This window comes from Clostridium sp. BJN0013, from assembly GCF_040939125.1.
Lineage (GTDB): Bacteria > Bacillota > Clostridia > Clostridiales > Clostridiaceae > Clostridium_B.
Genome location: NZ_CP162495.1, coordinates 561,357 through 573,861, shown reverse-complemented (window position 1 = coordinate 573,861; position 12,505 = coordinate 561,357). Strand labels below are relative to the sequence as shown.

General features: G+C 27.5%; 10 protein-coding genes and 2 pseudogenes. 5 read left to right on the top strand and 7 right to left on the bottom strand.

All coding sequences use genetic code 11. The annotated features are described in order from the left end of the window. The first annotated feature begins 152 nt into the window (after positions 1-152). Positions 153-922: pseudogene (locus tag AB3K27_RS03135) on the top strand (IS5 family transposase). 293 nt (positions 923-1,215) lie between these two features. On the opposite strand, the gene AB3K27_RS03130 reads toward AB3K27_RS03135, so the two are convergent. From AB3K27_RS03130 to AB3K27_RS03115, 4 genes and pseudogenes are all read right to left on the bottom strand, one after another. Next, entirely contained in the window at positions 1,216-1,416 is a 201-nt protein-coding gene (locus AB3K27_RS03130; protein ID WP_368489792.1) for a hypothetical protein, read from the bottom strand. Between the two features lie 47 nt (positions 1,417-1,463). Then, on the bottom strand, positions 1,464-2,759 hold the full coding sequence (locus tag AB3K27_RS03125) for a M56 family metallopeptidase (RefSeq protein ID WP_368489791.1): 1,296 nt from the start codon (positions 2,757-2,759) through the stop codon (positions 1,464-1,466). A 19-nt stretch (positions 2,760-2,778) separates the two neighbouring features. Beyond that, positions 2,779-3,151: pseudogene (locus AB3K27_RS03120) on the bottom strand (BlaI/MecI/CopY family transcriptional regulator). Positions 3,152-3,232: 81 nt separating this feature from the next. Further along, complete coding sequence (locus AB3K27_RS03115; RefSeq protein WP_368489790.1) at positions 3,233-4,468, bottom strand: D-glucuronyl C5-epimerase family protein; 1,236 nt, start codon at positions 4,466-4,468, stop codon at positions 3,233-3,235. 363 nt (positions 4,469-4,831) lie between these two features. On the opposite strand from AB3K27_RS03115, the gene AB3K27_RS03110 reads away from it, so the two are divergent. The 4 genes from AB3K27_RS03110 to AB3K27_RS03095 all read left to right on the top strand — a co-directional run bounded on the left by AB3K27_RS03110 (position 4,832) and on the right by AB3K27_RS03095 (position 8,818). Continuing rightward, positions 4,832-5,998 (top strand): hypothetical protein, encoded by a 1,167-nt coding sequence (locus tag AB3K27_RS03110; protein WP_368489789.1) that lies wholly within the window; start codon positions 4,832-4,834, stop codon positions 5,996-5,998. Continuing rightward, positions 5,992-6,627 carry a DUF4829 domain-containing protein gene (locus tag AB3K27_RS03105; RefSeq protein WP_368489788.1) on the top strand — a complete coding sequence of 212 codons (636 nt, stop codon included), beginning with the start codon at positions 5,992-5,994 and terminating at the stop codon, positions 6,625-6,627. Before AB3K27_RS03110 ends, AB3K27_RS03105 begins: the two co-directional genes overlap by 7 nt. A 393-nt stretch (positions 6,628-7,020) precedes the next feature. Continuing rightward, the gene (locus AB3K27_RS03100; RefSeq protein ID WP_368489787.1) at positions 7,021-7,389 is read left to right on the top strand and encodes a BlaI/MecI/CopY family transcriptional regulator; all 369 of its coding nucleotides are present in this window, start codon (positions 7,021-7,023) and stop codon (positions 7,387-7,389) included. A gap of 4 nt (positions 7,390-7,393) precedes the next feature. Then, positions 7,394-8,818 (top strand): M56 family metallopeptidase, encoded by a 1,425-nt coding sequence (locus AB3K27_RS03095; protein ID WP_368489786.1) that lies wholly within the window; start codon positions 7,394-7,396, stop codon positions 8,816-8,818. Positions 8,819-9,030: 212 nt separating this feature from the next. Here the strand turns inward: AB3K27_RS03095 and AB3K27_RS03090 are convergent, their stop codons facing one another. The 3 genes from AB3K27_RS03090 to AB3K27_RS03080 form a co-directional block, all read right to left on the bottom strand. After that, a complete protein-coding gene (locus AB3K27_RS03090; protein WP_368489785.1) occupies positions 9,031-10,164 on the bottom strand; it encodes an amidase domain-containing protein in 1,134 nt (377 codons plus the stop codon). A gap of 271 nt (positions 10,165-10,435) precedes the next feature. Continuing rightward, positions 10,436-11,704 carry a sensor histidine kinase gene (locus AB3K27_RS03085; protein ID WP_368489784.1) on the bottom strand — a complete coding sequence of 423 codons (1,269 nt, stop codon included), beginning with the start codon at positions 11,702-11,704 and terminating at the stop codon, positions 10,436-10,438. Further along, on the bottom strand, positions 11,701-12,447 hold the full coding sequence (locus AB3K27_RS03080) for a LytR/AlgR family response regulator transcription factor (RefSeq protein WP_368489783.1): 747 nt from the start codon (positions 12,445-12,447) through the stop codon (positions 11,701-11,703). The genes AB3K27_RS03085 and AB3K27_RS03080 overlap by 4 nt, the downstream gene beginning before the upstream one ends. Between the last annotated feature and the right edge of the window lie 58 nt (positions 12,448-12,505).

The following is a 12,505-nucleotide window of genomic DNA, read 5'->3' as shown; positions in this document are numbered from 1 at the left end:
ATTAGATACTGCTGATTGTTTTTTATTACTAAAAAATAAATTATTACAACTAGAAAAAGAACAACAGCTTATTAGGGTGTGTCTGAAAACTAAATATTGCGAAAGAAGCGAGTTTTAGGTAAAATAAGATAAAAAACTCGGAGGGTGCAAATATGTCACAGAAGCGTTATGAAATATCAGATGAACAATGGGATCAAATAAAAAACTTAATTCCAATAGCAAAAACAGGACGACCTCCAAAAGACAACCGACTTATATTTAATGCCATACTATGGATTGCAAGAAGTGGTGCAGCATGGCGTGATTTACCAGAACGCTTCGGTTCATGGAAAACTGTATACAGTCGTTTTTGTAAGTGGCGTAACGATGGTACTTTATTAACAATTTTTAAAGAGTTAACCTCAGATGCAGATTATGAAAATTTAAGCATTGATTCAACATGTATAAAAGCCCACCAGCACAGTGCTGGTGCTAAAAAGGGGCTGTAAACAGCGAAACAAAACAGCATATTGGACTGAGTCGCGGCGGACATACAACAAAAATTCATGCAGTTGTTGATGGACTTGGCAATCCAATCCATTTTCAATTATCATCTGGCAATCTACACGACAGTACACAGGCCGTAGATGTTCTTTCCAACGTTGATATAGAAGGCAGCAATATCCTGGCAGATAAGGCATATGGCACAAATGAAATTAGAGAATATATTACTTCAAAGAAATCCTCATATACTATTCCACCAAAATCAAATGTAAGAGAACCATGGAATTGTGACTGGTGGCTGTACAAGGAACGTCATTTAGTTGAATGTTTCTTTAACAAAATCAAACATTTTAGAAGAATTGCAACTCGTTATGACAAGCTTGCTGATTCTTTCCTTGCTTTTGTTTATATTGCTGCTATTTTTATTTTATCTAAGTAATTTATTGTTGCATTGTTTTCAGACACACCCTAATAAAAATATCGATATTAAAATTATATTTTTTTTCATCATATACTCCTGATATTATTAAGCCTAAATTCCCAATACATTCATACTAAAACTACATTCATCATATATACTTTAAAGATCTCCAGTTATTGCCAGGAATTTAGGCTTAATCATTTTTTAATGTATTCGTGTAATTACCATTATTTAACTAATATCTTTTATAATAGACATTCTAAATTATTAAATTAATTTTTTATACTATCAGATGAGAAGCCTAAGTACAGTTACTCCCATATCTTCTTTGTATCTTCATTTTCAAGTAAGGCATACCTGACATTATTATTTGAACATGTTTTTACTATCTTAGCAAATGAAACTGAAGTTGAGCCTTCTGTAATGATATTTGAACCACTATACGTATCATAAGTTACATAAACATCATTAAATGAAATATTTAGATTATGAAGATCTTTAAAATTCTTCAATACAGAAATATCTTTTATATGGTTATATCCATCCCTTGAACCACCACTTAAATTAATTTCTTTAATGCGTAACTAAATGTTAAATTCAAACTCTTCAAGTTGGTTAAATTCTCAATGCCATCTAAAGATTTAAGTTCTTTTTCTTTATATGATAAGTTGAGTTCATCTATCTTTAATACATCGTTTTTTAATATATCTCCCTCTGGTTTATTCATTTTCTCTCTTAAGGCTTTTTCCAAAGTTTTATTTGTAAATGTGATCTTATGGTTATCTAGGGCACTTACTTTTAAACTGGATGATGTCAATCCTACTATTCCCATGCCCATAATAACTATGAGTCCAAATAATATGCTTTTCCATGATGTTCTTTTATATTTTGATATCATAATGATTCTCTTCTTTATTTCAGATTTGCTGCTAACTATTGAGGTAGTACCAATTAAAATCTGTGATTCATTAGTTAACTGTATCAACTTTATAATTGCACTTCCATACTTTATATTTTCCCCATGTCCTAAATACTTCATGGCACAGTTATCACATGCAATTTCACAATCCTGTCTCATCTTATAAAATCCATACCATATCACAGGATTATACCAGTAAATATTTAGTATTATCAATATCCAATTTACTAAAGTATCTTTTCTTTTAAAATGAGAAAGCTCATGTAATAAAATATACTTGAATTCATCTTCTGAAATACTTTCCAAAATCTTTATAGGTATAAAAATTGAAGGCTTGATAACCCCATATATACACGGATTGTTTATTTTATAGGTATATACTAAATTTACTTTTTCTTTAATAGCCATTATGTCTAAACAATCATCTAAAATTTTATTAATATTAGATGATTGCTGGTAAGTAGATAATTTTTTAATAAGCCTAATCCTTATAATTCCATATAATACAAATATACTCATGATCATAATGCCTAGAATCCATATACATATAAATATAAACTCATAATCAATTTTTTTATCTGGTTCAGGTATACTATTTGAATTTATAGTATTTTTAGATTTTTCTGTAGTTCCAGTGTTTTTTATAGGTTCTACCTGTTTAACATCTGATATGGTAAAGTTATTTTTATTAATTTTAAAAACATGATCTGCCCCAGCAGCCCTTATATCCACTATAGAATTAAATATATTAAATATACTGAAATTGCTCTCGGGGGCATACGGGACGATAAGTTTTATTATTAACAAAAACCATATACAGTAGTGAAATTTGACATTAAGCCTTTCCCTTAAAATTAATTTTATTAAAAGTATAAATATAACTAAAAAGCTTCCCTGCAGTGACATTAAAAATAGTATTTTTACTATATTTACCATATCTAAACCTCACCATCATCTATTTATGGGCATTATTTAAAATTTTTTTCAATTCTTCAATATCTTTTTCTGACAGGTTCTTAGTTTTTATAAAGTTCATCAGCATCAAATTGAAAGATCCATTAAATATTTTATTTAAAAAAGACTTACTCTCTGAAATTTTGTATTCCTCTTCATTAATCAAGTTAATAGTAGTATTCTTTTCCTTCCTTCTGAAAATCAATGGCCCCTTTATTAAGTAATCTATTTATTAATGTCTTTATGGTATTAGGCTTCCATTCAGTCTTACCTTTAAGCTGTCCAATAATTTTATTTGCTGTTATATTGGGGTTTTTCCATATTATTTTCATGATTTCTAATTCCGCATCAGAGATTGCAACTATTTTCCTCAAAAAATATTCTCCTTTCTGTTTACAGATGTAATTTATAATTTAATATTACGCCTGTAAATAATACAAGTCAATAATTATATATCAAACAACATATGATTTCCACATTAAATTATAGTATTTGTATATTGGATTGTTAGTTATAGAATACATTGCATCCATAAGCTCTATATGAGTTGCATGGTATTGTATATTCATGTTAGGATACTGATCCTTTCTTGTAAGATATGCTGTATCATAAGCTGTCATACACCCTAAATCATATTTGTGTATAACTTTTAGAAGTGTATCATTACAATTAACAAACATCTTATGAGCATCCTCGTTATATATACTATCTTTAGTTTGAGATAAATCATAAATACCTATAATAGTAAATATAAAGCCATTTAAAGTATATGATTTTGGTGTAGTAATGTACTCTTGAAAAAATACATTATCAGTTCCATCTAAATCCTCACTAGTATCTTTGGTGCCACCTTCATTTACTGGTATACACATAAACATATAAGCTTTATCTGCGGCATGTAAATATTTATTATCACCTGTTACCTGATAGGCCCGTACAAAGGCACTTATAGCCTGTCCTTGAGCTAATGATGATACCCAGCCTGGTTTATAGATATCACTATTTACATAATGCTTGAAATTAAAATCAAGTCTCATGGCACCTGAAGGACTCTGCCGGGATAATAATTTATCAATTGAATCTATAAATTGTTTTCTAGTACCAGTTCCATTTTTATATCTACCAAATGCAGTTAAAGAAAATTGTGCTATTGTTACAGGATTATAATGAAAATTTCCATCCCCCCCATTATAAGCACTATATTTAACCATAGGTAGTCCATTTTCATCAAGATGAGTAAACTCACTTTCATGATAACAAGTTTCTTTACTGGCATTAAAATAATCGCCTGTGGTTGTATAGTTAACTCTATCTAAAAATATATATCCTATTTTTTTAAATTCATTACTCTTAGCCTTACTATCTTCTAAGTATTTAATTGTTTCAATTGGCTCTAATGCATGTCCATGCTGTGATAATATAAGATATGCTTGTGCTTTTAATTTCAAAGATTTACTTGATGAAGAGTTGTTTATAACAGCTTCATATCCTTCAATAGCCTCTTTATAACTCCCTATTGAATGTTTATATTTAGAGTAACTTAATATAGTTTCCGGATCATTATTAATTGACGTATAAACATTTACAGCAGAAGGTAGTCTGCTATTTTTAAAAGATACATTTATAATAGTTAATATTATTACAGCAAGTATTACTATTATAATTCTATCATTAATTTTATTATTTTTCATTAACATCAACTCTCTTTTTTAACTATATTTTAAATTGGATTCCAACTATATGACTTACAATAACAAATGACTAATTTCAAAAGTAATTCTGGAGAATTCTTATATTAATCTGTTAATAAAATTTATATAGCTAAGAATTGGTGTATAAACTTACTTTTCAATTTCATTTCCATTATATTATTAACAAAAATAATACTACAATGCAAAAAGCATGAAATAGCTTATTTCATACATGAAAAACATTCTAATTCCCTTCAACAACTTTTCATGTCAAAAAAACACTGTTTCATGCTTTTTGTATTTACATTTTATATGAAACCTATTAAAGTTATAATGTGGATTTATGCATAAAGGAGGTTAAATATGTTGGATAAAACAATTTTAAAAAGAGTATTTTCATTAAGAAATATCCTATTTATATTTATTTTGCAATTATTAATTATTGTTTTATGCGTAAGTTGTAAGAACAAAACAGGTTACGACTTTTCAGATTGGCCTTATACTATTCAGGACGTTTATGGCTCTAAAATATTTGTACACAATCCTGTAGATGGACTATTGATTGATGTTAAGAAAAAGAAGATAACAAAGCTTTTTGACTCCGAAAGAGTAGATGCCACAAGAGTACAGGGAAGTACAACTGTCATTAGCACTATTAGTCCAGATTGTAAACACATTATCTTTAGATTTGATGGAGCAGATGAAGATTTAATTGACAAAAATGAAGATAAAGATCAATTAAAAATATATGATATACAATCTAAAAAGTTAAAAACTCTCATTAAAAAAGGTGGATACAATGCAGTGGGCTGCTGGTCAAAGGATAGTAGTAAATATATATTTAGCAGCAATAGATTGGATAGTATATACATATATGATGTAAAAAGTAACAAGAGTAAAGAAATAAAAAGACCTACTGGGAAGTTTAAGCGCAATTGTAATATTGTATATATTAAAGACAACTATATTCTTTGTGTCATTGATAATAGTTTATATCAGTATTCAGATAATAGCTGGAATAAAGTGCTAGATGACTGGGATGGATACATCTACAGCAATAGTGCAGATAACTGTTATTTAATAGATAAAAATCAAGTTTCAAAATTGGTACCAAGAACAAGACAAGTTAACAAAGTATACTCAATACCAGCGAATTTAAATGCTATTCCAGTATTTGATACTACAGATATGTTCGCGTTTCTAAACGACAATGAAATTCATGTATTTGATACATTAACCAATAAAGAAATTCTATTTAATGTACAAGATAAATTAGAAGATTTTCCAGCATATTATATTTCCCCAAATAAAGATAAAATTCTTATGAGGTCTTATGATGATGATAAAATTACAGTAGCTACTATAGGCAGTTCTAAAATTTACAAATATGATACACGTAAAAAACCATCCCATTACCCTGCTGGCTGGTATGATAATGATTCCTTCATTTTAATAGATGGAGAAAATGTAAAGAAGCCAAAGGCAGTAAATATAAAAACGCAGAAGGAAAAAAACTTAATTGGTTGGTAACATATGTCTCTACTCTTGTTAATTCACTAAGGCTTAATAAAAATAATGCTTTGAAACAAAATTTAATTACAGGGTTTAATAATAAGAATGTATTAAAGGAGAGACTTAAAAATATGTTTAATTTTAAAAAGAGAAAAAAGGATGTCCTTATAGGAATTTTAGTTATAGCGGTAATCACAGTCTCACTCATTAGTGTTAATATATTTTCTAAAGATGATGGCAGTGATAAAATAAATACTAAAGGACAATTACTACAGCCTAAACAAGTAGTTGAAAATTATATAAAATATTTGAATAAAAATGATAAAAAAGTTCAAAAAAATTTGATGACTAAAGAGTATTATTCTATAATTTGGGGAAGAGGTTCTAAAGATACCAATAATATTAAATACATTAATTATATTAAAATCGAAAGTATATCAGAAGAGACTAACCCCTTTCAAAAGAAATCATACCTGGAAAATGGAAGAGGACGAAGAAATGGTGCAACAGAAGAAAATGTAAAAATTTATAAAATTGAATTCATTGATGTAAATTGGGTATTTCATAGAGATAAAGAGACTAAATGGTGTACCGTTATAAGAAAAGACAAAAATTCACCTTGGTTAATTGATGATTGGGGAGAATAACAATAAATATCCATCACCTGGCTTTTTCTTGTTTTATTGGTATTGAAACATTCATATCTATATCATTTGGTGCATTATCTAAATTAATTATATAATCGCTGAAAGTTTAATATGCCTAGTAAGATATGAACTAAAAGCTGCAGCCTCTTCTTTTGATAAGTATTGTAATATGTGGTTTGATAATTCCCTGATTCCATTTTATGTTATTAATTTTTCTTTTTTTAGCCCTCCTTATAAAAACAGATTTCTATTATTTATTGTACTATTTTTATTCTAGCACCAACAAACTTCTTCTGAACCTTGAAATTACTTAACAAAAATAATATTTCATTTAAAAGCACTTGACATATATATTCTACATATGTAGAATATATATTAAGGAGGTGCTTTATATTGTCAATTATGAAAATTCCTGAATCAGAGCTAGAAGTGATGAAAGTTATCTGGAGTGGTGAAATTCCTGTATCTTCAAAAGAAATTATTAAAACCCTGGAAGAAAAAAAAGGGTGGAAAAATACTACTATTTTAACACTGCTTTCACGTCTCACAAAGAAAAATTTCATAACATCAGCAAAGGGTAAAAAAATTACTTATTATACACCCATTGTAACAGAAAATGAATATTTAGGATTGGAAACAAGGGACTTCTTTAAAAAAGTCCATGGAAGTTCATTAAAAAGTTTTATTACCACACTTCATGATAATAATGATATTACAGAAGATGATTTAGATGAGTTAGACAAATGGATTAGAAATAGGTGATAGTATGATTGAGATATTCATGAAAAATCTTTTAAAAACCTCTTTAACAGGCAGCATAATAATTATACTCATTCTAATTTTAAGAAAAACATTATTTAAAAGATATACCAGTGCCTTTAATTATTATATATGGCTGGCTGTAATACTTAAAATGATTATGCCTTTTAAAATTCCAATTTATATTCCAGAAAAGATATCCAATACTTTTCAACACTCCCCAACTAATGTAAAGACAATTATAGAAAGTGGAATTTCTTTAAGTGAAAGTATGAAAATAAAAAACAGTCCTGATATGATAACTGACAGCTACCCTATGGAAAACTACTTCACAATACTGTTTTATATATGGCTCATTGTGTCAGTAATATTTTTAGCTTATCATATTATTTCCTATATTATTTTCAACAATAAAATCAAACACTTCACTTATGATATACCTGACAGTAAAATTAGAAATATATATTCAGAATTGTTAGTTGAAATGAATATTAAAAGAAAAATTTCTCTCAAGTTCTGCCGGGGAATCTCAACACCTCTGGGTATTGGAATATTTAATTCCTGTATATTAATTCCTTCAGTTTTATATAATACTCAAGAATTAAAATATATCTTAAAACATGAACTTATGCATTATAAAAAATATGACATGATGTATAAGCTTTTAGTATTAATAATTTCATCCATGCATTGGTTTAATCCTATGGTTTATGTTATGTGCAGAGAAATAAACAAAGACTGTGAATTGTCCTGTGATGAAGCTGTACTTAAAAAGTCAGATATGGAAGAAAGAAAATTATATGCATCCGCTCTTGTTAATTCACTAAGACTTAATAAAAATAATGCTGTAAAGCAAAATTTAATTACAGGGTTTAATAATAAGAATATATTAAAGGGGAGACTTAAAAATATGTTTAATTTTAAGAAGAGAAAAAAAGGTATAATTCTTATACTTTTAGTTGTGACATTAACTGCAGTATCATTGATTAGTGTTAATATATTTGCCCAAAATAACATAAGTCAAAAAAACAATGTAACTGGTAATAGAGAATTATTACAGCCAAAACAAGTAGTAGAAAATTATTTTAAATATTATAGTGAAAAAGATCAACAACATGTGGAAAAATTATTAACTAAAGAAGCCATTGGCCCTAATCCTATATGGGTATTTAAATATATAGAATACTTTAAAATTATTAGTATAAACGAAGAATCAGATCCTCTTTTCAAAAATGGTTATTTATCCCATGGCAGAGGAAGTATTAATGGGGTCAAAAAAGAGAATGTAAAAGTATATAGAGCTAAATATGATGTAAAATATACAGAAGGTTCAGTTGTTCCTGAAGAAAATGGAAATCACACATGCTGGTTTTATGTAATTAGAAAAGATAAAAATTCACCCTGGCTTATAGATGATATGGGGCAGCCTTAATTTTATTCTATTTAATTAATAAATCGATTACCATCATATTTATTATTATGAGTTAGGAGTAAAGTCAAAAAACTATGCTAATTTCTTAGTTTATTAGCATAGTTTTTCTATACCTTCATAGGCAAACTTATCTATTACCATAATAATAGCGGCATATAAAAGTTACAGCTACTTTACTGTTGCTTTTTACACAAATCATTACATATTCAAGCTTAACTATATATCCTAAAAACCCTGATTTGGGAGTATCTCCCTGGAAATACGCTACTTAACGGCCAATTTTTTTTAAAATCACTATGGCAACAGTATAAGTAATCTCCATTTGAAGAATAATAAGTCAAAATACCAGAATGGCCCCATCCACTTGCATCAGAAAATTGAATTAGTTGTCCAATATAATCAAAAGGTACATAAGGAAATTCTGTACCATAGTTGTTAATAACTAAATAATCCCTTAATGTAATTACCCGTATCCATGCATTAGTGTAAGGTTGCCAACTAAGACCATAAGGTAATCCTCCTGCATGGATAGCTTGAGATGCAAAGTTAGTACAATCTCCACCATTTCCATCAAAATGCTGGTAATAAGGATTATATGACATTGCCCATGTTTGAGCATATTCTGAAGCTGCTATACCATTATAACCTGAATATTGAGCAGGTTTCATACTACTGCTGTCTTTATCTTTGTCTTTATTTAAAGTAATATTTTTAAAATCCGATACTAATTCATCTATATTTTGTAGATTCTGTTCCCATTTAGCTAATCTCTCATTAGTTACTTCTAATTTATTTGACTTTAAGGATACTTCCTCTTTATCAAATCCATCATCTTCTGAATTAGCATAGCTATCAATATACCAATTGCTATCTTCTTTTTCTAATACAAATGAAAATTTTTCACCTGCTGATTGTTGAGCAATATTAGGAAAGTTAGTACTAGTCATAGTTCTATCTCTTGTTAAATCAACTGTGCATTTATTATCTTTTAATTCGAAAGAGTCATATTTAACATTGAAATTATATGATGTTATTTTTTCATTTAATTTTTTGTTCCACAAAATATTAAATTCATTTTTTGCGTTATATGATTTTCTCAGTTTCTCATTAGGAGTAATTTTATTGCTATCAATTAAATTTCCATTTACTAATGATTCTTTTTCAATATTAAAGAAGTCGTTAATAGTACGCTGTATGCTTGCTTTATCAGTTTCTGTTAAAGTAATGTTCTGAATATCCATTGTGGTTGCATTTGATGGACTTGCAAAAGCTGATGAACTAAAAGGTAAATTACACAGTAACAAGGATGCACATAAAAAAAGTGTTGACAGTCTTCTTCTTAACATTTTTTATTCCCCCTTAAAAACCTTGGCAACCTAGAAAATTTATATGTACAGTCTTGTAATCATACATACAATTGCCATACTTAAGATTATATGGATATATATTTTATATTCAATACAAAAAGCATGAAACCTAAATAAATAAGCATAAAAAATATATTAATGAACATTAATAGTTTTTCATGCTTAAAAAACACTATTTCATGCTTTTTGTATTTACATTCTGTATAAATTATAGTATCGTAAATATTTCAAATAATCCCTAAATAAAAATTCATATGGAATAGAACGTTATCCTAAAAATTACATTTTCATCTTCTATTAAAACTTCAATCTTACCTTTGTACCTCTGTACTATCTTTTTTACATTGTACAGTCCATATCCATGCCCATCCTCTTTTTTAGTAGTAAAACCCTTATGAAAAATATCTGTAATAACTTTTTCAAACATTTCAGGTTTGGTATTGCCTACCTCTATACACTTTTTCTTCTCATTTTGCGCTATCTTTAAATATACATTTTTTTTATCTGGTTCCATATCCATTACAGCTTTAAAGGCATTGTCAATCAAATTATTTAACACTTCTGACAGTTCATATCCTCTTAACGGAAATTTTATAGTATTATCTTCAATGTTAAAAGAAAAATTGATATTTTTTTGTTTTGCTTCTCTAACTTTTACATAAATTATTGCAACAAAAACTTTGCTGCCCATATATATATATTCTTCAGTGTCTGAAAGAGATTTCTGTAGGGATTCCAAATAATTTTTCAGTTCATACTTTAACTCTTTTTCATCATAAGTTAATACCATTCCATATATAGTTGTGAAATGATTTTTAAAATCATGCTGCCTACTTTTTATTTCATCTATTAAATTTAAAATTATAGAATTGTATTTATTATAGGTTTCGAGAGATTTTTTATGTTCTACAATATTTTGAATATAAATAATGAATATTAAATTTACAACGCACATCACAATGGGTATCATAATAAAAACAAATACATTTTTCAGTATAATGTATTTATTGTTTTCCCAGATCAACTTTGCTATAATGCCATAGATAATTAAGTTTATTAACAAAAAATACAATTTATCTATTCTTTTATACATATTAAATATAATTTTATCTGTAATCCAAAAATAAACAAAAATACATAAAATTATCATTATCGTATTAGTGAAAATATAATTGAGAAATTCACTATTAAGTTCTCCGAATACAAATACTATTAAAATTCTATCTACAATTAATTCCATTACCATGACAAATACTATTATAAATGTATATTCTATCACCAGATCCCTCATATTTTTTTTATAGAAGAACATAAGCATAAATACTAGAAAAGCAAAATTGATGAGTGTTCCTATCCATGAAGTAAAAGAATTGGTTATAACTACCACTATACTCGATAATAAAATAATAATAAAACTTTTTATAAACTTATTCTGAGAATTCTTATTGAAGGCATTGAACAATATAAGTATACTGATTAATTCTGTAAAAGAACTAAAAAAAAGTTCATAGTTATTCATAGCACACCTCTAAAATTATCTTTAAATTTCTTAAGTACATCATCTTTAAATTTATTTCCTATAGGTACACACTCTTTATAATTTTCAAATTGTATGTTCCATGGACATGTAGTCCTATCAATGGATTTTACTAATTTTAAGTTGACAATATACGATTTATGCACTTGAATAAAATTGAAATCCTTCATCTGTTCTTTTATTTTCTTTAAGGAAGTATTTTTTGCCTCATATTTTCCAGTTTTAGTGTGTATAATAAAAGTTCTCAAATATACTTCAATAAAAATAATCTCATCAACACAAAGTTTAAGGAGAATTCCCTTTACATTAAATACCATATACTTTTTTTTATCAATAAGCTTTGTATCTTCCCGCTTCTTATTTTCCAGAAGAGTTAAGGTAACTTCCCTTACCTTTTCCTCTTTATAGGGTTTTATAATATAGTCATAACAATGAATTTCTTTAAATGCCTCCAGCATATGTTTTACGTAGGTGGTTATAAACACAATCCATGTTAACTTATATTCATTTATGGTTCTTACTTTTTTTGCAAAGTCTAGTCCTGAAGAGCCTTTTAAACTGATATCTACATAAAATAATGATATTTCTTTTTTGTTTGCAATTTCCAGGCCTTCTTTTTCGCTGTCTCCTTCATAAATAATAAAGTGCTTGTCTATTTGTTTTATTGTTTCAACTAAAATTTTTCTTTGAACTGGATTATCTTCCAATACCAATATATTAACCATAAGCCACCTCACTATAAATCCATATTAATATACATTATAGTAATTATTCTACAAAAAA

Bases quoted from the DNA above. Each gene is read 5' to 3' on its own strand.
- AB3K27_RS03125 (WP_368489791.1), bottom strand. From the start codon at position 2,759: ATGGTAAATATAGTAAAAATACTATTTTTAATGTCACTGCAGGGAAGC.
- AB3K27_RS03115 (WP_368489790.1), bottom strand. From the start codon at position 4,468: ATGAAAAATAATAAAATTAATGATAGAATTATAATAGTAATACTTGCT.
- AB3K27_RS03110 (WP_368489789.1), top strand. From the start codon at position 4,832: ATGTTGGATAAAACAATTTTAAAAAGAGTATTTTCATTAAGAAATATC.
- AB3K27_RS03095 (WP_368489786.1), top strand. From the start codon at position 7,394: ATGATTGAGATATTCATGAAAAATCTTTTAAAAACCTCTTTAACAGGC.
- AB3K27_RS03090 (WP_368489785.1), bottom strand. From the start codon at position 10,164: ATGTTAAGAAGAAGACTGTCAACACTTTTTTTATGTGCATCCTTGTTA.
- AB3K27_RS03085 (WP_368489784.1), bottom strand. From the start codon at position 11,704: ATGAATAACTATGAACTTTTTTTTAGTTCTTTTACAGAATTAATCAGT.
- AB3K27_RS03080 (WP_368489783.1), bottom strand. From the start codon at position 12,447: ATGGTTAATATATTGGTATTGGAAGATAATCCAGTTCAAAGAAAAATT.